This is a genomic window from Sivoneniella epilithica UHCC 1019 (assembly GCF_040830845.1).
In the GTDB taxonomy this organism is placed as follows: Bacteria; Cyanobacteriota; Cyanobacteriia; order Leptolyngbyales; family Leptolyngbyaceae; genus ULC077BIN1.
In genome coordinates this window covers 94290-118031 of the sequence record NZ_JBFPDP010000011.1, presented here as the reverse complement: position 1 = coordinate 118031, position 23742 = coordinate 94290, and the positions used below count along the sequence as shown (strand labels likewise).

Here is a 23742-nt window from a genome sequence, read left to right as displayed (position 1 = left end):
AACAGCGATTCTTTTCAAGCGGCATGACATACTTTAGGGGTTAGCAATGCTGCCATTGACTTTTGCCCATGCCATTGACTTTTGCCCATGCCATTGACAATTTTGGTTGCTGATGATGATTTAGGAACGCGCCTATCGATTGGCGACTACCTTGAGGCAACGGGCTATTCCGTTCTTCGTGCTGAAAATGGGCAGGAAGCATTAACCATGGTTGAAAAATTTCAGCCTCATTTGATTGTGACGGATGTGACGATGCCACGCATGGATGGGTACGAATTTGTTCGACAGGTTCGTCAACAGCCAGCATTTCGGTTGCTTCCGGTTATATTTTTGACGGCTCGCACCGAAACTCATGAACGCATCCGTGGCTATCAGTTAGGGTGCGATGTTTATTTACCTAAGCCGTTTGAACTGCAAGAGCTAGGTGCAGTGGTGCGCCATTTGCTAGAACGGCTACAAATGATTGAAATGGAGTGGCGATCGCGCTCATCACTTCCTAGTTCTGCTGATCATGCAGCAATGCAAACAATGAATCGGGCTGCTCTTGCAAAGATCGAGGTTAAGTTGACCAAGCGTGAACAAGAAGTGGTGCTGCTGTTATCAGATGGGCTATCCAATGCACAAATTGGCGATCACCTGCATCTGAGTCCGCGCACCGTTGAAAAATATGTCAGCAGCCTCCTCGACAAAACAAATACTAGCAATCGTGCTGAGTTAATGAGGTTTGCGATCGACAATCATTTGGTGTAGCAAAGTGCTGAGGAGTAAATAACAAGGATCAGAAAACTCACAACTTTCTTACATTTCTGAACTCAAAACTCAAAACTTTTTTCCGCACCCCGCACCTTCATCCCGCTTTTAGCTGGGACTTTACATGGGTCAGCAGCCCTAGACAAGCATCTTGTAATAACTCAATTACTTGGTTAAAGCCATCTACGCCGCCATAATAGGGATCAGGAACTTCTTTGAGGGTGTGATAAGTGCAGAAATCGCACATTAGACGAACTTTTTCCCGATATTTCCCAGTGGGATCAAGGCTGCAAATATTGGCATAGTTCTCTCGATCCATTGCCAGAATCAGGTCAAACGCATCAAAATCTGCTTTAGTAAATTGCCGAGCGCAGCCTTTCATCGCAATGCCCCGCTGAGTGGCGGCAAGGCTTATTCGGGGGTCGGGTGGCGCGCCGATATGATAGCTAGAAGTGCCTGCTGAACCACAAATAATCTGCTCAGTGAGATTGTTTTGCTCAATTAAATGATTCATGATGTTTTCTGCCGCAGGAGAACGACAAATATTCCCTAAGCAGACAAACAGCAGTTTGTAGGACATAAAGTACGTGGATTAAGTTAACGAAGACAAAACCGGGACAGTTTTAAATTTTCCCGGTTTCAAATGAATCTTGCAAAATTCGCGATCGCGCCCTCCCAAACCTTGCTAAGGCAGGATCAAATCAAAGTTATAGACCCGGCAGGTTCAGTCCGCCCGTCAATTCTTCCATCTTTTCACGCATCATCTCAGTCGATTTTCGGTAAGCATCTTTCATGGCAGCTGTGACTAAATCGGAAACAACCTCTGAGCCTTCAGTCAAAACATCGGGTGAAATCACGACGCGAATGGGTTCCTGGTTGCCACTCAGAACCACCTTCACAAGCCCACCTTGGGCTTCCCCTTCAATCTCCATTTCCTCAAGCTCTTCTTGAAGCTTTTTAGCTCCTTCTTGAACTTGCTGAGCTTTTTTAAAAGCCTCGGCTAGTTCTTTCATTTTGCCTAGTCCGAAGCCAAATCCTTGTCCTTGTGACATAACGCTTTAATGAAGTATGGGTTCAAAACAAACAGCAGTTTTATTATGGCACTGCTATACCAAGCTGGTTTATTTTCTCCAATCTTTTGTGGAAAAATCGGTCGAAAATAACAAAATCTGGCATTGCTGAATGCAGACATGATTTTCATTGGTAGGGGTAGTGCCTTGTGCCTACCCTTGCTGGGATAAGGTCAACCACAAGGGATTGCCCCTACGAATTTCATATCTAGATTCAGCAACGCCCAAAATCTCACTCTTGCTTTTGACTAAATAGTTTTGATCGGATCAAACTAAAATTTACCCAAAATTTGCACCTCTGGTTCTAGCCAAAGGTTCCACCGATGATTCACGGCTTGCTGAGCATAGCAAATCAGTTGAAAAATATCGTTTGCGTTGGCACTGCCGCAATTCAGGATAAAATTTGCATGACGCTGGGCGATTTGAGCGCCGCCAATTTGATAGCCTTTGAGTCCGACCTGCTCAATCAGCCAACCGGCTTTGTAATGATGGGGATTGCGGAAAACACTGCCGCAGCTTGGCAAATGATAGGGCTGGGTAGCGCGGCGCTGATTTAGATGAATAGAGGTTTCTGCATTGACCTGGGCAGGGTCGGCACCGGGCTTTAACTGGAAGGTTGCTTGGGTTACTAGCCAGTTTTTACCTTGCAAAATGGATGTGCGGTAAGCGTAGCCTAACTCGTTGGGGGTGAAAATTCGTGTTGTGCCATCCGGTAGGAGGACGTGGGCATTGAGCAATGAATCAGCCGTGCAGCCTCCATGAGCGCCAGCATTCATGACAACGGCTCCTCCCACGGTTCCAGGAATACCCACTGCCCATTCCAGCCCTTGCCATCCTTGATCTGCCACTTTCCAAGCAAGTCGCGGTAGGGGTTCGCCTGCGCCCACGGTCACCTGTCCGGTGGCAGAGTCAAATTGAATTTGTCGAAGACGACGAGTACCAATCACTAGCCCGGATAAGCCGCGATCGCTAATGAGTAAATTAGACCCTGCTCCTAGCAATGTGATAGGCAATCCTTCAACCCGTGCCCACTCAAAACTAGCCTGTAATTCTTCAGAAGTTCGAGGAGCCACGTACCATTCTGCGGGACCTCCGACTCGAAAAGAAGTCAGCGTGGCTAAGGGAATGTGGGCTTTGATCAACCCATCAGTTCCAGGTAGACGAATCTGGTAAGTAGACGGTTTTAGGATAGATTGAGGAGTGAAAGTTGAGCGCTTCACGCTGGTTAATTTAGGAGGATCGTAAGAAAGAGTCATGACTAGTTAAAATGAATGCCCTGTACCAGAATCCTATGAATTTCAATGGCAATGTGACCCTGATGCTCCTGAGCCTTAAGCTGTCTCTCAGGATTAAGCGTGATTACGCCAATGTGATAGTTCTTGCTCTAGTTTTTGGTGCGAAACCATCACGTCTGGAATAATCTGATTTAAGTTTCCGGCTCCCATAAATAGCGCAAGGTCTCCTGGGCGCAGATTTTCGACCAAGAATTGATGGATGGCTTGGATAGAAGCGCGGTAGAAGACTTTATCGTGATGATCAGCAATCAAAGTGGCTAGAGTTTCACCATTCAGGTCAGCAGGTTTTAACTCGCCAGCGCTGTAAATATCGCTAATCACCACGACATCTGCATTTGAAAAGGATGCGGCAAATTCCGATAAAAACGCTTGGGTGCGGCTGTAGCGATGAGGCTGAAAGATTGCCACAATTCGCTTAAAGGGAGAGCCTGACTCCTGCACCTTAAGCCGTGCTGCCGCGAGGGTTGCCTGAAGCTCGCTGGGGTGATGGGCGTAGTCATCTACAAACAGGATGCTATTGTATTCACCGCGATGCTCAAACCGACGACGAGCGCCTTCAAAGGTCGCGATCGCTTGAGAAATCGTTGAAAAACTCAGACCCAATAATCGCCCAACTGCCACGGCTGCAAGGGCATTGCTAAGATTGTGGCGACCCAATAATTTGACGTTCAACTGTCCTAAAATGACTCCTCGTTCCCAAACTCTAGCCGTGCTGCCGCCTCGATGAGAGATACAATCAACCGTATAGGTTGCGTTTGCTTGTGGGTCTAGGCTATAGGTAATTGAAGGAGTCAGGCGATCGCGCACGATTGGGCAATCATAGCTGCCAATCAACGTTTTGCAGTTAGCCTTGAAGGTTTGAAACGTTTCAATCACCTCTTCCAAACTGTCGTAATGATCAATGTGGTCTAGTTCAATGTTGGTAATCACACCAATTTCTGAAGCGAGTTTGACTAACGACCCATCTGATTCGTCGGCTTCTGCCACTAGATAAGGACCCTTACCCACATGGGCGTTGCCCTGCCAAGCATTCACTTCGCCCCCAATCACAATGGTTGGATCTAAACCTGCCTGCAACAACATATAGCCCACTAAACTACTGGTAGTGGTTTTGCCATGGGTTCCCGCGATCGCAATTCCTCGATATTCGCGAATCAGGGCAGCTAGCACATCAGAGCGATGGTAGATCGGACATCCCAAGTCACAGGCTGCTTGATATTCCAAATTAGCGGATTGAATCGCGGTAGAGCAAATGACTTGGGGAAGCGTATCTGATCGAGTATCTTCTGATTGCGTATCTAACGTTGGACTCCGTTTCGATGCAGCCTGTTTAGCAGAACCAGAAGGATGAGGTGCGGAAGTGGCTCCAGTAACGACTGATGAGATCGCTTCAACAGCAGGACTCGACTGAAAAAACTCCAAATTACTCGGATCTTGACTCCAAAAAATATGAATTCCGTTTTCTTGTAGACGCTGAGTAATGTGGCTAAGGCGAAGATCTGACCCTGACACCGGCAAATTTCGCTTTGCCAAAACATATGCCAGGGCTGACATGCCGATCCCACCTACACCAATAAAGTGGAAAGGCTTGCCGCTTAAGTCTATAGAAACCGGCATCGTAGTATCCTCACAAACCACACCAATAACACGCGCTATCATATCAGGAATAATCTTTTCAGCATACCTATATTAATGTCTTCAAAAAGATTAATAGCCAATTGATTGCTGTCCTGAAAGTTATATCACCCCCTACAGGTTTTCATTCTTTTACTCGAAAACTTTTTCTAGACAAAACTCTCTGCTCTCCCCTGCTGAAGCTTCTTGATCAGGTCAGACTTTTCCAGATTTTTTTAGTGAAAACTTTTTTTGACAGCCTACACAAGACGATTTTGTCAGTTGATTTCTGGCAGCACCTCTTCATTTTCTGCAAAGTACAGTAGGGTTTGAAAAGTGAATTCCTTTAATCCTGAACTGGCTTTTAGTTGTGAAACCTTTACCCAAATCAAACCTAAAAATAGGAATTTTTGGGGGAACCTTTAACCCAATCCATTGGGGGCATCTTTTAGTCGCTGAAGCTGCCCTTGATCAGTTTGAATTAACAGGTGTTATTTGGGTGCCAACGTTCCGCCCGTCTCATAAATCAGTCGAGCTATTAGGATTTGAACACCGATTGGAAATGGTGAGACAGGCGATCGCGCCCCATCCTGCATTTTGGGTTTCTGATATAGAACAGCAGCACGGCAATTCCTATGCATTGACCACCCTGCTGAAGTTAGAAGCCTTGCACCCAAAATCTGATTGGCATTGGATTATTGGCTTAGATGCTTTTCAATCTCTCCCTCACTGGTATAAAAGCACCACTATTGCTGCTCAATGTACATGGTTGGTTGCCCCTAGAACTACTCAAAATAGTTCCACACTCTGTCAGCAAGTTGCCGAGCATTTTATCCAGCAGAAAATTTCTTTCCATTGGCAGTTGCTAAATATGCCCCAGGTTGGAATTTCCTCCAGCATCATTCGAGACTATTGGCATGAAGGGCGATCGCTGCGCTATCTGGTTCCCGACTCAGTACGACACTATCTCACCACAAAATTATCGGTTTCAGCCTAATCTAGCCTTTTTAGAGGAAAAATTTTGACTTCCCAAACAAATTCATTAAGTCTTGGAAGTGTTTTGGCTCAACGCTTTTAGCTCAAAGTATCGAAGTATATTGTTGCACTGGGATCACCTCCCATCTTATGATTTTCTTAATAACTAAGATTTATTTAATGAGGGCAAGACGCAGTGATTAGAGTAGCGATTAACGGCTTCGGACGTATTGGGCGCAACTTCATGCGCTGCTGGCTAGGCAGAGAGAACAGTCTAATTGACCTCGTTGCCATCAACGACACATCTGACCCTAGAACAAATGCCCACCTCCTGCGATACGACTCAATGCTCGGCAAAATGGACGAAAGCGTTCAAATTGATGCCGATGACAACAGTATTACGGTGAATGGAAAAGTTATTAAATGTACCTCCGATCGCAACCCCGAAAATCTACCCTGGAAAGAGTGGGATATTGACCTGATCATCGAATCTACAGGGGTTTTCATCAGCAAGGAAGGGGCATCTAAACATCTCAAAGCAGGTGCCAAAAAGGTGCTGATCACGGCTCCTGGAAAAGGTGACGATGGAACGTTTGTAGTCGGTGTGAATCATCTTGACTACGACCATACCAAGCACAATATCATTAGCAACGCAAGCTGCACCACTAACTGCCTCGCTCCCGTTGCCAAGGTGCTAAACGATAACTTTGGCATCATCAAAGGCACAATGACGACCACCCACAGTTATACGGGCGACCAGCGCTTGCTTGATGCTAGCCACCGTGACTTAAGACGGGCACGAGCCGCCGCGATCAACATTGTCCCAACTTCAACAGGCGCAGCTAAAGCCGTGGCTCTGGTTCTGCCTGAACTAGCTGGGAAGCTCAATGGCATTGCCTTACGGGTTCCCACTCCCAATGTGTCGATTGTTGACTTGGTGATTCAAGTTGAAAAGCCCACGATCGCCGAGCAGGTGAACGAAGTTTTGAAAAATGCAGCTGAAGGTTCGATGAAAGGTATTCTCAAATATTGTGATTTGCCGCTTGTTTCCAGCGATCATGCAGGCACCTTTGAATCGGCAATCATCGATGCGGATTTGACCATCGTGATGGGCGGAGACTTGGTAAAAGTGATCGCTTGGTATGACAACGAATGGGGCTACAGTCAGCGGGTTGTAGATTTGGCTGAAATCGTGGCTCAAAAGTGGGCTGCTTAAGCTCTTTTAAGTCTGATAAAAAGTAGAAGTAACTCGCATTTAGGGGGGTAAGTCTAACCGACTGCCCCTTTTTATGTAACTAACGATTGATTGCAAAAAGGCGATCGCTTGCCACAATATTTGTAAATTGCTGGTATTCTTGCCAGCGTGTGAGCAGGTAAGGATTCAACATGATTAGATCATGGATGGTGATTGGGGCAGTGGCGATCGCGGTTGCATTTTCAGGAAATATTCTTAAACCAGATGATATTCGCTGGTTTCGCCAGTTACAGCGCCCTAAATGGTTAACCTTTGAAGGTCTAATTCCCGTTATCTGGACAGTTATTTTAATTTGTGGGGTTTGGTCAGCTTATCTCGTATGGGAAGCGAACCCCGGCACTGAGGAAACTTGGTGGCTTATGGCATTTTATTTGTTACTAGAAATTGTTATTATTGCCTACTCGCCCGTCACTATTCGCCTCCGCAACCTCAAAGCAGGCACAATCGTAGGCGGTATTGGCTTTATCCTCGGCTTAATCTTGGCGTTCTTGGTGCACCCCATTTCTAATCCAGCGTTTTGGTTGCTAGTGCCTTATTTACTCTGGAGTCCGATCGGCACTTATACGACCTGGGCGATGTATCAACTCAGTGGTGATTGAGAAAGCACTCTAGAAAACCATATATTTCGAGGGTTTAGGTCAGTTTTGCTAAAGAACGAATAAGATTTTGTCGTGCTTTAGTTTCATAGTGCTGATGAAACGGAGGAGTTGAATAGATCTGCGATCGCCCTAGGAATGCTTGCAAGATCTTACCCCGCTCCTGTCGATAAATCGGCTCCGGCACCCAGGAGTACTCAGCCCTTACTTGCCGCTCATAGCGATCAAACCGCTCTGGTGTCGCCGCCAAAATTCCTAAATCCACATCGACTAACACTTCAGCATCTCGGTTAGTAGGCTCTATATCGTGCTTCGTTACCATAATCAATGAGTCAACATGCGCCCCAATTTCTTCGGGTAAGCCATGGGCGATCGCGCTTGCCCGTGCCCATTCAGCGCTTTTCGCTTCGTTGTCTTTGCGGGTCGTTTCATAGATGGCATCATGAAACCAGATAGCAAGCTCCACTGCTGCGGGATGGTCTGCATACTCTCGAATTTGCTCGAAGTGAGTGAAGCACTCCTGTAAATGGTGGAGCGTGTGATAGTGGCGATGGGGTTCGGCATAGCAAGCACAAAGCCGTGCATAGAGGGTTTCGCTGCCATTTATACCGAGTTGTTGCCAGGTTTTTTGCCATCTTGTTGAGCATGGCGCGATCGCGGGAAGTGTCATTTTATCAAGATACGATTGAGTTGCGGATAGGCAGTTGGATAGACGAAGCGATCGCCCTAACACTGATAGGATCATAATGTTTTGATTCAGGTTCTTAGGAGACAGTTATGACCCGCGCCATTATGGAAACCGATAAGGGCACCATTCATCTAGAACTCTTTGACCAAGATGCCCCTAACACCGTTAAAAACTTTGTTGAGCTAGCAAACAGCGGCTTTTATGATGGGCTAGCGTTTCATCGCGTTCTCTCCGATTTTATGGTGCAGGGAGGTTGCCCAAACACTCGCGCTGGCGCAACAGGGATGCCGGGAACGGGCGGACCAGGCTACAAAATCAAGTGTGAAATTAATCCGAATTTGCATGAGGCAGGCTCACTTTCCATGGCACATGCTGGAAAAAATACGGGTGGCAGTCAGTTTTTCATTTGCCATTCGCCCCAGTCTCACCTAGACGGCGTACATACAGTCTTTGGTAAAACCGCCGATATGGATATCGTTAATGCGATTCGTCAAAACGACAAGATCCTTTCGGTAAAAATCGAAGCATAAATCCTATGACCGTCACCGCCAATCTGACCGATCGCCTTGTTCTAGATGAGTTGATTGAGGGTTTGCCAAACATTTCGGGCTGGGAAGATGCGCTCGAAAGTGTTATTAATCAGTCAACTCCAGTGTTTTTGCCCACGACAAACCTACAGATTGGATCGATAAAATCCGCCTTCACGATCGCCCTTCATATGCACCAGCCTACCATTCCTGCTGGTTGGAATGGCGCATTGATCAACAACTTGCAGCAGATGTTCGAGCATCCCAACGACGGCGACAACCACAATGCTGGAGTCTTTGCCTGGTGTTACTCTCGCATGGCTGAGTTCATTCCCGAACTGGTGGCGCAAGGCTGCAATCCCCGTGTCATGCTCGACTATTCCGGCAACTTGCTTTGGGGTTTGCGGCAGATGGGTCGCGGCGATGTGCTGGATAACCTGAAACGCATCACCTGCGACCCCACCTATCAGCCCTATGTGGAATGGCTGGGCACCATGTGGGGACATGCGGTGGTGCCATCTACGCCGATTCCCGATATTAAGTTACACATCCAAGCGTGGCAGCATCACTTTGCCGCGATTTTTGGCTGGGACGCGATCGCCCGTGTTAAAGGGTTTTCGCCTCCAGAAATGCACTTACCTAATCATCCCGATACGCTCTATGAATTCATCAAAGCGCTGAAAGAGTGTGGCTATCGCTGGATGATTGTCCAAGAACACAGCGTTGAAACCCTAACGGGCGAATCTTTGGGTGATAAACATTTGCCCCATCGTCTGATTGCGCGTAACTCCAACGGCGAAACGACCAGCCTAACGGTGTTGATTAAAACTCAAGGGTCAGATACTAAGCTAGTTGCCCAAATGCAGCCCTATTACGAAGCCAAATCTCAATCGGGCGATCGCCATATCAGCGGGATTGCCATTCCTCCGTTAGTTACTCAAATTAGCGATGGCGAAAATGGCGGCGTGATGATGAATGAGTTTCCCTCTGCCTTCAAAAAGGTGTGGCATGAGATGGGGCAAAACCCCGACACTGTGGGCATGACGGGCACTGAATACCTGGAACTGATTGAAGCGGCTGGCGTGAAGTCTGAAGACTATCCTACCTGTCAACCCGTGGGACAGCACCAAATTTGGCAGCGTGTTTCACCGGAAAGTTCTACCCCTGAAGCTGTGGAAGCCGCGATCGCCGATGCCAAACAGTCAATTCCCAACTTTCACATGGAAGGCTCCTCTTGGACAAGCCACATGAGTTGGGTGCAAGGCTATGAAAATGTTCTTACACCCATGAATCAACTGAGCGCTCGGTTTCACGAAAAATTCGATTCACCGACCCGTCAACCCGGTCAAACATCCATTACTCGTACCGCCGAATATCGTCAAGCCTTGCTGTATAACCTTTTGCTGCAAACCAGTTGCTTCCGCTATTGGGGACAAGGCACCTGGACTGATCACGCCCGCTCTCTATTTGAGAAAGGCATGGCAGCGATTGGCTAAAGATTTGGCTAAAGATTGGGAGTATAATCAAGCGCACCCTCATCTAATCTTCACAAGATTCTCCTTCTAGAGATAGATCACACAATCTGATATTGGATAGAGAATTTAGGATGGCAGTTGTGTTGCGCTGAGCAGCCAGTTAACGAATGCAAGTTAACTAACACTGTGCTGTTTAAATAGATTTTTTTGCCTGAGAAATCTTTACAGTAGCCTTATACGCCTGAGTGAAGACTCGCCAAAGCCAACCGTAATGAATGATACATCCCATTCGATCGATGAAACTTCAATAGAAAAACTAGACCCAATCGCACCTTTGCCGATTCACGAAGCAGCCCGATTGCAAGCCCTAAGACGATACAACATTCTGGATACGCCGTCTGAAGTTGCCTTTGATCGCATCACTTCCCTAGCTGCCCGGTTATTTAATGTGCCGATCGCCTTAGTTTCTTTAATTGATACTTCTAGAGGATGGTTCAAATCTAGCTACGGCTTCGATCTGCGAGAGGTGCAGCGAGATACGACTATTTGTAGCTTTGCGCTGCTGTCGGATCAGGTTTTGGTGATTCCCGACACGCGGCAGGATGATCGCTTAATCTGTAATCCATTTGTACAAACCGAGCCAGGGTTACGCTTTTATGCCGGTGCGCCATTGATTACCCCAGATGGCTTCAACCTGGGTACGCTTTGTTTATTAGATACCCAACCGCGCTCAATTTTAACCAATGAGCAGCAGGCAACTCTAGCCGATCTCGCGGCAATGGTGATGGATGAGCTAGAGTTTCGCTTAGCGACTCAGAAAATTGCTCAGATTGATGCAGCATTGGTAGAGGTGACTAAAAGCGTTTCGGTTGTTACGGGTGAAGCGTTTTTTGATGCCTTAGTGCAGCGCTTCACCAACGTGCTAGGAGTGGATTATGCCTACATTGGTTTAGTTAAAGAAGATGATCCGGAAGTCATTGGCACGATCGCCGCCTGTGCCAAAGGGAACTTGATCGACAATTTTGAATACAATCTCCGGGAGACTCCCTGTGAAAGAGCGATCGCAGAGCGAAAATTGTGCTGCTATCCCAACAGGGTTCAAACGTTGTTTCCCAACGCGCCCTTGCTGAAACCCTTGAACGTGGAGAGCTATGCGGCAATTCCATTTTTCAACTTACTGGGCGCACCTTTGGGAATTTTAGGCATCATGCACGGTCAGCCGTTAGAAAATGTGCAGATTGCAGAATCCCTATTGTCGGTTTTTGCGCTGCGGGTTGCCACCGAGCTAGAGCGTCAGCAGACAGAAGCAACCCGGCAACAAGTCCAGCGCAATTTAGAACATCAGGTGATCCAACGAACCGCCGCACTATCGAAGGCAAATCAATTATTGTCCCTAGAAGTGATGGATCGACAGCAAGCAGAAGCCGACTTGCAACAAGAACAGAAAATGCTGAAAGTGTTGCTCGATAAGGTGCAGGCAGGGATTGTTGCTTGCAATGCGGAGGGCGTTTTAACGTTGTTTAATCAAGCAGCACGAGACTTTCATGGGTTGCCAGAGCAACCACTACCGCCGGAACAGTGGGCAAAGCATTATGATCTGTACTTGCCGGATGGTCAAACCCCAATGGCTAAAGAGGACATTCCTCTGTTTCGGGCACTGAAGGGAGAGGTGGTTAACCAGGTTGAGATGGTGATTGCACCGAAGCAGGGCACGGCGCGATCGCTGTTGGCTAGCGGACAGGCGATCGCCGATGCCCAAGGTAACAAACACGGTGCAGTGGTGGTGATGCATGACATTACCGAGCGCAAACTGGCAGAAGCAATGCGCTTGCGTCTGGCAGAAGAACGGACTCAACTGATCCAGCAGCAGGTTCAAGAACAGACCGCTCGATTGGAAGCTGAAGCCGATCAGCGGCGATCGGCGTTTCTAGTGGAAATTAGTACGGCACTGGCGGTTTCATTGAATTATGAATCGACTTTAGCAAGCGTGGCTAATTTGGTGGTGCCGTATTTTGCGGATTGGTGCGCGATCGATTTATTGCAAAACCAATCGATTGAGCGAGTTGCAGTCGAACACCGTAATCCAGAGAAGGTGGAGTTAGGCTGGGAACTCCATCGGAGATATCCCAGACAGTTGAATGATCCGGCGGGAATCTCCAAAGTTCTCCGCACCGGGCAGGCTGAAATTGCGGCTGAGATTCCAGATCATGCGATCGCGGCGATCGCTCAAGATGCGGAACATTTGCAAATTTTGCGCGACCTCGGCTTAAAGTCTTGTATCGTCTCTCCCTTGATTGCTCGTGGACAAGTTTTAGGCACCATTTCGTTTGTGACGGCTGAATCCGATCGCCGTTATAGTCAATCGGATCTGGCGCTGGCAGACGATATTGCCCATCGCGCCGCCATTTCGATTGATAATGCTCGGCTATATCGAGAAGCTCAACAGGCGCAACAAGCCGCTGAGCGATCGACAAAACGAATCGCTCGGCTGCAATCGGTTACGGCGGCTTTTTCTGAATCGATCACTCCTGACCAAGTTGCTCAAGTGATTGCGGATCAAGGAATTGCGGCTTTGGGTGCTAATTTTGCCCTGGTTGCTTTGTTGAATGAATCGGCGGCTGAGTTAGAAGTGGTGCGGCTGGTGGGCGATGAATTATCCCAAAGTGAGGGTTTGCAGCGATTTTCTCTTCAGGCTCCGTTTCCGCTTGCAGAAGTTGTTCGCACTGGGAAACCAATCTGGGCAGAGCCGTCTGGCGACCGAGCCGTCCGCTATCCTCATCTGGCTGGACTGTATGCCCACTATCAGTTTAGTACCTGGATTTCTGTTCCGCTCATGGTAGAAGGGCACGCCGTTGGCGGCATATCGTTAGGGTTCACTGAGCCGCAGTTGTTGGATGAAGCGCAGCAATCGTTTATTTTGTCGCTTGCTCAACAATGTGCCCAAGCGATCGCCCGTGCCCATCTTTATGAAGCTGAACGAATTGCCCGAAATGATGCGGTTCGTGAAGCTGCCCGCAGCGCCAAAGCCAACCGGGTTAAGGATGAGTTTTTAGCGGTGTTGTCCCATGAGTTGCGAACGCCCCTGAATCCGATTTTAGGGTGGGCGGGTCTGCTTCGTAGCGGCAAATTAGATGCAGCCAAAACCACTCATGCCCTAGAAACGATCGAGCGCAACGCCAAACTGCAAACTCAACTGATTGAAGATTTGTTGGATGTTTCTCGGATTTTGCAAGGCAAGCTCCAGTTAAACATTGCGCCTGTGAATTTAGTGTTCACTGTTCAATCAGCGCTGGAAACCGTGCAATTAGCCGCGCAGTCAAAGGGAATTGAACTTAGAACGGAGGTAGACGATCGCAGGGATGCGACAGAAAATTCCTCTGATGCGGTTTACCCTTCACGGCTGATGGTTTTAGGAGATTCGGTTCGGCTCCAGCAAATTATTTGGAATTTACTCACCAACGCGATTAAGTTCTCTGAGGCTAACGATCGGGTCACTGTTCGGCTAAGTTCTGGCGATCGCTATGCCCAGATTCAAGTGATCGATACGGGCAAAGGCATTCATCCAGATTTTTTGCCCCATGTGTTTGAATATTTTCGGCAAGCCGATTCAACTAGCACTCGAAAGTTTGGCGGGTTGGGGTTGGGGCTGGCGATCGTTCGTCATCTTGTGGAACAACAGGGTGGCACAGTGCAAGCAGCTAGTTTAGGGGAAGGCAAAGGAGCAACTTTTACCGTCCAACTGCCGCTGTCGGAAAGTGAGATATTGACCAAACATGCAGACCAGCGCCCTGCTCCATTGCCTTCCCCCCGTTTGCTGGATGGAGTCCGAGTCTTGGTGGTGGATGATGACGCGGATGCTCGTGATCTCGTGGCTTTTATCCTGGAAGAAGCAGGGGCGATCGCGATTATTGTCGATTCTGCGATCGCGGCTCTAGAGTGCTTTGCTGAAGTAAACCCAGATCTGCTAATTAGCGATATTGGAATGCCTAGAAAAGATGGCAATAGATTAATTCAAGAGATTCGCACCTTGCCAGCGGCTCAAGGGGGACAGATTCCCGCGATCGCCCTCACTGCCTACGCTGGAGAAGTGGATCAGCAGCAAGCGCTTACGTCCGGATTTCAAATCCACATGACTAAGCCTCTAAATACGGAAGAATTGGTGCAAGCGATCGCGCAGCTCGTTAAACCTTCTAGACAGCCGGAGCAATAAGGCAGGCGATCGGGAAGAGTAAGTATTCTAGAAAAAATAGCTTCCAGATGAACTGGTAAAAGTGGCTGATGGAAAATTTGTCACTCAAATCAACCTGAAAACTGCGGAACCACAGAATCCCCAGCAATGCCAAATGAGTTGAAATCAAAAAGGGACTATTGATACCCGGAAGTTGAGCGAAACCTACCAAAATCATGCCGACATAGCTGGCAGTAATCACCCAACGCGCCAAGTCAAAAACTTTTTGCTGTCCGAGTGTGAGGGTGAACGTGCGGATGTTGTATTGGCGATCGCCGTCCATATCGGGCACATCTTTGAAAATGGCGATCGCGAAGGTAAACACCACAACGAAGGCGGTTAGTGCCCAAACGGAAGGGGGAATGGCAAATGGCGAGTTACGAATGGCGAATGGCGAATTTAGAACGGGGGAGGGGGAAGAGGGAAGTAAGGAGTTGAAGTGGAGGAAGAGTCCTAGGTTTACAACAATGCCGCGCACGGTGAGGATGCAGAGGGATGCCCAAAACGGGAAACGCTTCAGTCGAATGGGCGGCAGGGAATAGGCGGTGCCGATCAGGAGGCTAGTGCCGACCATTGCTAGCAGGTAGGGGCTTTGTAGGGCAGCGATCGCGATCGCTAAAATCCCCATGGTTACCACAATCGCAATGCCCTGCTGCCGGGAAAATTCACCTGAGGCTAGCGGTAAGTCTGGTTTATTGATGCGATCGATGTCTATATCTTCAAGCTGGTTGAGTCCAACAATATAAACGTTGCCGCAGAGACAGGCGAGGAGGGCAAAGGAAAAAGGAAAAAGGAAAAAGGAAAAAGGAAAAAGAGAATGATTGCTGTCGGCGATCGCGATCAGATAGAGTGCCAACACACTCAAGCTGGTGCCGATGATGGTATGGGGGCGCGAAAATTTCCAAAAGGCTTTTAACCAGGCGATCGGCTGTTTGGCAAACCTGAGCGGTACGCCGGATTCTATCTCTAATTTCATACTTTTCCTCACGACCCAGACTCACTCCTCACGCTCACTCGTCACATAACCCTATGCGATCGCTTATTTTTTATTCGCCACTCGCCCCTCGTCATTCGGCACTCTTTACTTCTCTCCATACAACAGCCCAAACCGAATCAAGCCCCGCTGATAGCCCCGCTGCATTAAACCGAGGGAAAGCGCGGCTTGGATCGTGCCCCAACCGGAAAACAGCAGCCCAAAAATAGAGGCAGGCGTGATGGCAGAATCGATGACTACATCCCAAAATGGGGCGACGGCGGTAGACCAGTCTGCGGTGCGAATGGCTTGGAAGGAGAGCGATCGCGCCATTGCTTCATACTCTGGCAGCGAAACGACGTAAGGTAAACAGTAAACCCGATAGATGTCTTCTAAATGTTTTTGCTCATCGGCGGTTAGCGGTTGCGAGTCGGTTGGGCGGTGGCACCAGGTCACAAACAAAAACTTGCCTCCCGGCTTCAGCACTCGATGACATTCTTGCAAGAACTTTTCTTTGGTGGGCATATGTTCGCCACTTTCCAATGACCAAATGAAATCGAACGAGTGATCAGCAAAAGGCATATTCAATGCGTCGGCAACTTGAAATTGAGCCGATGGAGACGCGGCAGCAGTCGGGGCGAGTCCTGCATTTTGTGCCCGTTGGGTTGCTCGGTTTGCCTGCACGGGACTGAGCGTAATACCCGTGGCGATCGCCTGAAATTTTTCGGCAAGGTAAAGCGTACTGCCACCAATGCCGCAGCCCACATCCAAAATATAGTCTGCCTGTCGAATGTCTGCCCAGTTTAGCAGTTCTTCAATTAAATCAATTTGGGCTTGGCGACGCTCTTTTTTTTGTGTGCCGTCTGCTCCATAGTATCCATGGTGCATATGCTCTCCCCAGGTTTGTTCCCACAGCCCGGAGGAGGCATCATAAAACTGTTGAATGCGTTGATTGAGCGTTGAAGTCATAGCGCTAAAATCATAGAAAAAGGGCGATCGCCCAACTAGGGCACTGTTGAATTTTAAACAACACCCTACACCCTACACCCTATTCACGGCTTACTTTATAACTTCCAGGTGACATTTCCTTTTTCATCGTCAACCCTTACAGTAATCGGCTTCGTCGTGCCTTTTTGATCCGTCACCTGACAGGCAAACGTATCACCGGGCTTAACGACTCGAAGTTTGCCGCCGCAGTTGGTTTTCACTTCAATCTGAAACTGAGCTTTAATCCCTTTTTGAATCGTTTGCTCCAGTTTAGGCAACACCAGTAAGCCCTTGGTACTCCATTGCAGTTCGCTTTTTTGGGCAGGGCTAGGAAGTTGGGGCTGGGGAGGAGGGGCGATTCGTGAAACGTTAGCGAAGCTTTCCACAGGACTCCCTTCGGGAATCGCGGGCGTTGCTGGAGCGCCAACCGGGGCAGTTGAGGCTAAGGGTGTTCCTTTAGGACGAAGGGCGACCCAAAAGGTTTGATTGGCTGCCATCGCCTGACAGTCGAACGGTTTGCCATCCTCTGGGTTAGCGGTAATAGGGCAGGTGACGGACTGAACTGGAATCCCCGATTTTTTGGCAACCTCTGCTTTTAGCCGATATTCCAACGCTTTGGTGGCAGCAGGTTTTTGAGCGATCGCCGCTGCACTTGGTACAACCAATGGACTCGCTGCCCCGGTCGATGAAGGAGATCCGGTTGGTATAGCAATGGGCGATCGCGGCTCAGCGCATCCCACTACCCCCGCCAGTAAAAGTCCAGCTATGCCCAATTGAACCATCCACAAAGAATTCATAGGTAACTCGGTCAATCTCTAATCCATTTACTGGAACAACATTTAATGATCACTAAAATCACAAAACTACCCTAGCGTATGGCATACCTTGTCAGCGAAATTTGTCCAAACAATATGAAAAATGGAAAATGCAAAATTAAAGGTGCAAAGATAAAATACTTTGAATAATTGCGTAATTAATTCATGACGGTTTCTCGCACTATTTGTTTAGGTTTTCTCGCTGTGATTGGGGCAGGAACGCTCCTCCTCAGCCTGCCCTTTTCCATAACCAGTGATGTTTGGGATTGGAACACCGTTCTGGTCGCGCTGTTTACGGCAACCTCGGCAGTGTGTGTCACCGGACATATCATCGTCGATACGGGCACTTATTTTTCCACCCTAGGGCAGTTTTTTATCCTAACGCTGATTCAGATTGGCGGCTTGGGCTACATGACCGCCACTACTTTTTTGCTGTTGTTGCTAGGGCGACGGATTGGACTGCGGAATAAAGTTGCCGTTCAGCAAGCCCTCGATCGCACCGAAATTCACGGAGCCAGTCAACTCATTCGCTCCATCATCGCCACCACGCTATTATTTGAACTAACAGGTGCCTTTCTAATGCTGTTCGTGTTTGTGCCTCAATATGGCTTAGATAAGGGCTTGTGGCTGTCCATTTTTCATAGCGTTAGCGCCTGGAATAATGCTGGGTTTAGTGTTTTTTCAGATAATCTCACGGGCTATCAAGCCTCCCCGTTGATTAATCTTGTGATTCCAGGGCTAATTATTTTTGGCGGGATTGGTTACGAAGCGATTTTTGAAATGTATCTTTGGCTACGAGGACGCTTGACCCGACAGCGAAAAAGAATGATCTTTTCGCTCAATTTCAAAGTGGCGGTCAGTACCACGTTGATGTTGTTAATATTGGGGGCGATCGCCTTCTTCTTAGTGGAAAGCCAAAATCCCAAAACATTGGGCGTAATGGATCTGCCCACCCGGTTGATGACCGCCTGGTTTCAATCAACCACCTCCCGAACCGCAGGCTTTAACACGATCGACGTGGGCAAAATGACCACCGCAGGGCTGTTTATTACCATTGCGCTGATGTTTATTGGCGGTAGTCCCGGCGGCACGGCAGGCGGCATCAAAACCACAACCCTACGCATTCTGACCAGTTGCACCAAGGCAGTGCTGCAAGGTAAAGAAGAGGCGCAGCTTTATGATCGCCAAATTCCAATGACGCTGGTATTAAAAGCCGTTGGGGTCACCGTCGGCTCAGTTGCCGCCGTCATTATGATCACCATTTTGATTTCTCTGTCAGACCCAGAATATAATTTCATCCAAATTTTGTTTGAAGTCGTATCCGCCTTTGCCACAGTCGGCTTATCCACTGGCATCACCGTGGATGCTGGCTTTTCGGTGTTTGCCAAGCTGATGCTTGTGGTGATGATGTATATCGGACGGGTAGGAGTATTGCTGTTAATGGCGGCACTGTTGGGCGATCCAAAACCGAGCTTTGTCCGTTATCCCGAAGAGACGCTGTTGGTCGGATAAAAAGTCGGCGGAGGTGGAAAGTTTTGAGTTTTGTTCGCGAAGCGTCTCCGAAGGAGATATTTTGAGTTCGCCAATCGCCTTTCCTCAGAGTTCAAAGTTTATTTGCTCCAGCATTCTGTTAAGTTAGATAACGGTAATACTACTCATATTCAGCGATATTCAGTCTTTAAATTAAAGGAGACGGTACAAATTCCAAAATGTGAGGGGTTTCGTACCGATATAAGCAGTGGTCAACCTATCATCCTTAAGTTTTTTCCATAGTCTGCGGCTCGATTCGGGTCGGAACAAGCAGTTTGCAGTGATCGGATTGGGGCGATTTGGTCGAGCGGTTGCTTCTACTTTGAGTAGGCAAGGCTACGATGTTTTGTGTGTCGATTCGGATGAAGAACGAGTGGCTCAGGTGTTGTCTGACAATATTGCCACTCACGCTCGGCAACTTGACTCGACCCAACCCGCAGCCCTAAGAGAGGCGGGAGTGTTTGAGCAGGACACGGTAATTGTGGCGATCGGTAACTATGTCCAAGAAAGTATTATTACGACCCTCAATGTTAAAGAAGGCGGTGTGCCTCATGTGGTCGCTAAAGCGTCTTCAGAAGTGCATATGAAGCTTTTGAAAAAAGTGGGTGCAGACCATGTCGTTTTCCCAGAACACGAATGTGGCTGTGCGTTGGCGCAGTCTTTAACGCGCCCCGGCATTTTGGATCGGTTTGAGCTTGACCCAGATAACAGCATCGTGGAAGTGCTAATACCCGATCAATTTAATGGCAAAAGCATTGCGGATTTGCAACTGCGAAATTCCTATGGTTTGAATCTGCTGGCTGTCAGTCGCGACGGCAAGTTTGAAATCAATCCCGATCCCAGTGCGAGACTGCAAAAAGGTAGCGCCATGGTGGTGATTGGCTCGAACCAAGATATTAATCGCTTGCCGATTTAGCGGTTTGATTCATCACGGCAAATAGGGCGCAATAGTCCGCTTCAGCAAACCCTCGATTGATTGCTTCTAGCAAAATTTGGTTGACTGCTGCTGGCAGGTGAATATCTAAGCCCAGTGGCTCTGCTTCTGCCTGAAATAGCTTCATATCTTTTGCGAGATGCTTTGTCGGAAAATTGGGATTGGCGTAGTTTTGATCCCGCATTCGCTGCAATTTTTTGTCGAAGGTGGGCGCATATAAAGCACTACCCCGCAAAATTTCCATAAATTGTTTTACATCTACGCCCTCTTTCTGAATGAAGCTGAGGCTGGTGGCAAAGGCGGCGGTGAGGGAGCCAATCAGTTGATTCAACGCGAGTTTGAGCGCGGAGGCAGTGCCCACATCTCCGATTAAACGCACCGTTGATCCAAAGTGGCTGAGAATTGGCTGGTAGGTTTCAAATTGCTTGGACGTGCTGCCGACCATAACAATTAGTTTGCCTACTTTGGCTTCAGGAATGCTGCCTAAAACGGGCGCTTCTAGATACTCGCCGCCTGCTGCAACCACTTTTTCGCCGATCGCACGGCTTTCACTAGGGGCGATTGTACTCATTTGGATCACCGTTTTGCCAATCAAATAAGCCCGATTGGTTTCAGACAGGAGCATTTCTTGAACCGCAGCGGCATTGGTCAACATCAGAATAATGCAGTCGCAATCGTGGATTAAAGTGGTCGGAGTAGGGGCGATCGCGGCTCCCTTCTCTTTCAACTCTTCTAGTTTGCCGGGTGTCCGATTATAAACCGTCAACGGCAATCCCGCCTCCAAAAGGCGCTGTGCCATGGGCAGACCCATTAACCCAATGCCAATAAAGCCAATTTGCATCTATTTTTTCTCCCCGTCTTCATCGGTTAACCAAAAATCTTCCGTCAAGATCGCATCTAAATCTCGGCTAAACTCCCATTCATCGGGAAGTTGCACCGTTGGATAATCTTGCTTAACTCGCTTGAGGGCGTGTCGCCACGAGTCCTCAAATACTTCTACAAAGTAGTTCTTTAAGCTAGGAGATTGTTCTATCAAAAGCTCTATCTCTCGCCGCTGATCTGCGATCGCATTTTGCCAACCGCAATAATCATTTGGGCTTTGAACGTACAGGCGCTTCAGTAGATGAGCTAACAATAGATGAGCTAACAATACGCCTAATCGACTTTTCAATTCTCTTTTGTCTCTCAGTCCCAAGCTTTCAATCTCCTCAATCAGCGCCTCAAAATCTAGTCCCTCAATGTCCCGATCTTTCAGCTTGGCAACCGTATCCTCACACCAAACAACAAAATCTTGGTGATATTTAGAGGGAGATTTGAGTTGGGTGGTTTCAGTCATTGGGTTTTCCCAAATTTGGTTCTTTCAACGCTAGCATAGGCGCGTTTTAGCGTGGGCGATCGCCTTTTGTCTTTCGAGAGAATCGCTCCATTGCTCCAATTACGGCAGCAGAATCAAGAACGCAACTCTCGTAATCAAACGCGATCGCGTCTTTTTCAGGTGATTATTCTGCCAACCGCCTAAACTAGATCCAGCAGAGTATGAGCAATGTGGTTTATGGCTGAACAAGCAGGCAAAGTTTATCTAGTTGGGTCAGGTCCGGGAGATGCCGATTACCTGACCACACAAGCGCAAACCTTACTTGCCACGGCTGAGGTGCTTGTTTATGACGCATTAGTAGACGGCGATCTGCTCAACCTCGTGCCCGAAACCTGCCTGAAGCTGAATGTGGGCAAGCGCGGTGGACAGCCCAGTATGGCGCAGCCCGAAATTAATCGCTTGTTGGTGCAGCACTGCGATCGCGGCAAACAAGTAGTGCGGCTCAAAAGTGGTGACCCATTTGTGTTTGGTCGAGCGCAAGCAGAAATCGAAGCATTGGTGGCTGCGCGATGTGACTATGAAGTGATACCGGGCTTGTCTTCGGCGCTGGTGGCTCCGCTGTTGGCGGGTATTCCTCTGACCGATCCTGAATTGAGCAGTTCGTTTACCGTTTGCACTGCCCACAACCCCGATGCGTTGAATTGGGTTTCTTTGGCAAAACTAGAAACGCTGGTAATTTTAATGGGCGGGCGAACTCTACCCGAAATTGTCCGGCGACTGCGAGGACATGGCAAATCGCCCAAAACCCCGATCGCGGTAATTCGGTGGGCAGGTCGGGCGGAACAACAGATTTGGGAAGGCACGTTGGGCAATATTTTGGTGGAGACCGCCAATCAGTCATTGGCTCCCTGCGTGATTGTGATTGGCGAAGTGGTGAAACTGCGATCGCTGCTCCAGCCAAAAGTGGTTCGTAATCTTGTTGCTGAGCCAGCGTATGAGCAACCGCAAAGACGAACGCGGGAATCTCGGATACCTGCTGAACCAACTATTCGCCAACCAGAGCGCGATTCGTTCCACGTTCGCGAAGCGTCTCCGAAGGAGAATCCCAAAGGGAATCGCAGTCCCGCCGCCAGATTGGAACCACTCGGCGATCGTCAGCCATCTTATCAAGAGCTATCGGTAGAGGATGATGAGCCGATCATGCCACCTGTTTCCACAGAACCATTGCCTCTAACCAACAAAACCGTATTGGTGACTCGCGCTGTTAGTCAGTCTAGTCAGTTTACTCAACTGCTGGAAGCGCAAGGCGCGACTGTAATTGAGATGCCAACCTTAGAAATTGGAGCGCCCTCTAGCTGGCGAGAGTTGGATCAGGCGATCGCCCGACTAGACGAATTTGACTGGCTGATTTTGACCTCTACTAATGGCGTGGATGCCTTTTTCAAACGCCTCAAAACTCAAACAGGTGACGATTCGCTCTCTTGCAACATTAAAATTGCGGTGGTAGGCGAAAAAACAGCACAGCGATTACAGAAACTGGGCATTCCCGCCGATTTTATTCCCCCTCAATTTGTTGCCGATTCTCTGGCTGTCAACTTTCCTGAACCGTTAAGCGGACTCCGAATTTTGTTTCCTCGCGTTGAAAGTGGCGGTCGCGAACTGCTGGTAAAGGAATTTGCGAACCAAGGTGCCAAAGTGCGAGAAGTTGCCGCTTATGAGTCGCGTTGTCCAGCAGCGATCGCGCCCCAAGCCTTGCAAGCATTGCGATCGCGCTCCGTGGATGTGATCACCTTTGCCAGTTCCAAAACGGTGCAGCATTTTGGTCAACTCTTGCAACAAGCCGACGAAAATTGGCAATCTTATCTAGAGAATGTCTGCCTCGCGTCGATTGGACCCCAAACCAGCGAAAGCTGTCAGAGTTTACTAGGACGAGTGGATGTCGAAGCTGCCGAGTTTACGTTGGATGGGTTAACAGCGGCGATCGTTGAATGGGCAACGCCGAAGGAAGAAGAATCCGCGATCGCTGAACCCGCGCCCCAGTTTGAAGCTCAGCAGCCTGAAAACACTTTGGAATCTGAAGAATCTGAGCCTATCCAGATTGTTGAAACTTTGGAAACTGTAGAATTGCCCCAAGTTGTTGAAAATATCCAAGCAAATAGTCCGACCGAAGATAGTCCAACCGAAGCTCATCCAACTGAAAAGAGTCTGATTGAGGATACCCAGACTGACGAAACTCAACCCGAAGCGATCGCGGTAGAAGAGTCCCTACCTGAACCTATCCGCCCGAAATCCATAGCGTTACCCGACCAAGAGCCATTGACACCCGCGATCGCGCCCCAGGGTGCAGAACCCCAAAAATCAAGCAGCAGAGAGACACTGCCGGAACCACGAATACCCAAAGCGCCCGATCCAGAAATTTTACAGCCAGAGATATTAGACATTAGAAAACCCAATCAACGGAAAATTGGAACTCAAAGGACTGCCAGACCAGAAGTTACAAATCTTGAAATTAAAGATGCAGAGGTCATCGCAGTCGATCAGTCATCTATTAAAAATCTAAAAATACCTCCTGCTCCCTCCAATCCTCAGTTTCAGGATGACGAATGATATCAGTTTTCATCCCACGGACTGTTTTTCTATAGCGTTATTGCCAATTTTCTAAAAAGGCTAGACAGAACCCAAAAATGATGGTACAAGTGTATCAAAGTACTACAA

General features: G+C 48.4%; 20 protein-coding genes. 10 read left to right on the top strand and 10 right to left on the bottom strand.

The annotated features are described in order from the left end of the window. The first annotated feature begins 87 nt into the window (after nucleotides 1-87). Nucleotides 88-750, top strand: coding sequence for a response regulator transcription factor (locus tag AB3R30_RS09495; protein WP_458648935.1), 663 nt, complete (start codon nucleotides 88-90; stop codon nucleotides 748-750). A 97-nt stretch (nucleotides 751-847) separates the two neighbouring features. On the opposite strand, the gene AB3R30_RS09490 is transcribed toward AB3R30_RS09495, so the two are convergent. The 4 genes from AB3R30_RS09490 to murC form a co-directional block, all read right to left on the bottom strand. Further along, nucleotides 848-1330 (bottom strand): low molecular weight protein-tyrosine-phosphatase, encoded by a 483-nt coding sequence (locus AB3R30_RS09490; protein WP_458648934.1) that lies wholly within the window; start codon nucleotides 1328-1330, stop codon nucleotides 848-850. Between the two features lie 127 nt (nucleotides 1331-1457). Further along, nucleotides 1458-1802 (bottom strand): YbaB/EbfC family nucleoid-associated protein, encoded by a 345-nt coding sequence (locus AB3R30_RS09485; protein WP_458648933.1) that lies wholly within the window; start codon nucleotides 1800-1802, stop codon nucleotides 1458-1460. Between the two features lie 290 nt (nucleotides 1803-2092). Beyond that, nucleotides 2093-3076: a UDP-N-acetylmuramate dehydrogenase gene (murB, locus tag AB3R30_RS09480; protein ID WP_458648932.1), complete on the bottom strand. Its 984-nt coding sequence runs from the start codon at nucleotides 3074-3076 to the stop codon at nucleotides 2093-2095. 93 nt (nucleotides 3077-3169) lie between these two features. Continuing rightward, nucleotides 3170-4732, bottom strand: coding sequence for a UDP-N-acetylmuramate--L-alanine ligase (murC, locus tag AB3R30_RS09475; RefSeq protein ID WP_458648931.1), 1563 nt, complete (start codon nucleotides 4730-4732; stop codon nucleotides 3170-3172). 367 nt (nucleotides 4733-5099) lie between these two features. Here murC and nadD point away from each other — a divergent pair, with 367 nt between their 5' ends. The 3 genes from nadD to AB3R30_RS09460 all read left to right on the top strand — a co-directional run bounded on the left by nadD (nucleotide 5100) and on the right by AB3R30_RS09460 (nucleotide 7558). Further along, a complete protein-coding gene (nadD, locus tag AB3R30_RS09470) occupies nucleotides 5100-5726 on the top strand; it encodes a nicotinate (nicotinamide) nucleotide adenylyltransferase (RefSeq protein WP_458648930.1) in 627 nt (208 codons plus the stop codon). Between the two features lie 174 nt (nucleotides 5727-5900). Further along, nucleotides 5901-6920, top strand: coding sequence for a type I glyceraldehyde-3-phosphate dehydrogenase (locus tag AB3R30_RS09465; protein ID WP_458648929.1), 1020 nt, complete (start codon nucleotides 5901-5903; stop codon nucleotides 6918-6920). Between the two features lie 170 nt (nucleotides 6921-7090). After that, on the top strand, nucleotides 7091-7558 hold the full coding sequence (locus AB3R30_RS09460) for a TspO/MBR family protein (protein ID WP_458648928.1): 468 nt from the start codon (nucleotides 7091-7093) through the stop codon (nucleotides 7556-7558). Between the two features lie 34 nt (nucleotides 7559-7592). Here the strand turns inward: AB3R30_RS09460 and AB3R30_RS09455 are convergent, their stop codons facing one another. Beyond that, the gene (locus AB3R30_RS09455) at nucleotides 7593-8300 is read right to left on the bottom strand and encodes an HD domain-containing protein (protein ID WP_458648927.1); all 708 of its coding nucleotides are present in this window, start codon (nucleotides 8298-8300) and stop codon (nucleotides 7593-7595) included. Nucleotides 8301-8332: 32 nt separating this feature from the next. On the opposite strand from AB3R30_RS09455, the gene AB3R30_RS09450 reads away from it, so the two are divergent. From AB3R30_RS09450 to AB3R30_RS09440, 3 genes are all read left to right on the top strand, one after another. Then, nucleotides 8333-8773: a peptidylprolyl isomerase gene (locus tag AB3R30_RS09450; RefSeq protein ID WP_458648926.1), complete on the top strand. Its 441-nt coding sequence runs from the start codon at nucleotides 8333-8335 to the stop codon at nucleotides 8771-8773. A gap of 5 nt (nucleotides 8774-8778) precedes the next feature. Continuing rightward, complete coding sequence (locus AB3R30_RS09445; protein WP_458648925.1) at nucleotides 8779-10266, top strand: glycosyl hydrolase family 57; 1488 nt, start codon at nucleotides 8779-8781, stop codon at nucleotides 10264-10266. 250 nt (nucleotides 10267-10516) lie between these two features. Next, a complete protein-coding gene (locus tag AB3R30_RS09440) occupies nucleotides 10517-14455 on the top strand; it encodes a GAF domain-containing protein (RefSeq protein WP_458648924.1) in 3939 nt (1312 codons plus the stop codon). Here AB3R30_RS09440 and AB3R30_RS09435 read toward each other — a convergent pair. The 3 genes from AB3R30_RS09435 to AB3R30_RS09425 all read right to left on the bottom strand — a co-directional run bounded on the left by AB3R30_RS09435 (nucleotide 14436) and on the right by AB3R30_RS09425 (nucleotide 17230). Further along, on the bottom strand, nucleotides 14436-15449 hold the full coding sequence (locus AB3R30_RS09435; protein ID WP_458648923.1) for a homogentisate phytyltransferase: 1014 nt from the start codon (nucleotides 15447-15449) through the stop codon (nucleotides 14436-14438). The genes AB3R30_RS09440 and AB3R30_RS09435 overlap by 20 nt on opposite strands. 105 nt (nucleotides 15450-15554) lie before the next feature. Next, complete coding sequence (locus AB3R30_RS09430; protein ID WP_458648922.1) at nucleotides 15555-16415, bottom strand: methyltransferase domain-containing protein; 861 nt, start codon at nucleotides 16413-16415, stop codon at nucleotides 15555-15557. 95 nt (nucleotides 16416-16510) lie between these two features. After that, a complete protein-coding gene (locus tag AB3R30_RS09425) occupies nucleotides 16511-17230 on the bottom strand; it encodes a DUF4333 domain-containing protein (protein WP_458648921.1) in 720 nt (239 codons plus the stop codon). Between the two features lie 183 nt (nucleotides 17231-17413). On the opposite strand from AB3R30_RS09425, the gene AB3R30_RS09420 reads away from it, so the two are divergent. Together AB3R30_RS09420 and AB3R30_RS09415 are read left to right on the top strand one after the other, a co-directional pair. Next, nucleotides 17414-18760 carry a TrkH family potassium uptake protein gene (locus AB3R30_RS09420; RefSeq protein WP_458648920.1) on the top strand — a complete coding sequence of 449 codons (1347 nt, stop codon included), beginning with the start codon at nucleotides 17414-17416 and terminating at the stop codon, nucleotides 18758-18760. Between the two features lie 226 nt (nucleotides 18761-18986). Next, complete coding sequence (locus AB3R30_RS09415) at nucleotides 18987-19694, top strand: potassium channel family protein (protein WP_458648919.1); 708 nt, start codon at nucleotides 18987-18989, stop codon at nucleotides 19692-19694. Here AB3R30_RS09415 and AB3R30_RS09410 read toward each other — a convergent pair. Beyond that, the gene (locus tag AB3R30_RS09410; protein WP_458648918.1) at nucleotides 19675-20553 is read right to left on the bottom strand and encodes an NAD(P)-dependent oxidoreductase; all 879 of its coding nucleotides are present in this window, start codon (nucleotides 20551-20553) and stop codon (nucleotides 19675-19677) included. The genes AB3R30_RS09415 and AB3R30_RS09410 overlap by 20 nt on opposite strands. Then, on the bottom strand, nucleotides 20554-21048 hold the full coding sequence (locus AB3R30_RS09405) for a DUF29 domain-containing protein (protein WP_458648917.1): 495 nt from the start codon (nucleotides 21046-21048) through the stop codon (nucleotides 20554-20556). A gap of 216 nt (nucleotides 21049-21264) precedes the next feature. Here AB3R30_RS09405 and cobA point away from each other — a divergent pair, with 216 nt between their 5' ends. Continuing rightward, nucleotides 21265-23634 (top strand): uroporphyrinogen-III C-methyltransferase, encoded by a 2370-nt coding sequence (gene cobA / locus AB3R30_RS09400; protein ID WP_458648916.1) that lies wholly within the window; start codon nucleotides 21265-21267, stop codon nucleotides 23632-23634. Nucleotides 23635-23742: the final 108 nt, after the last annotated feature.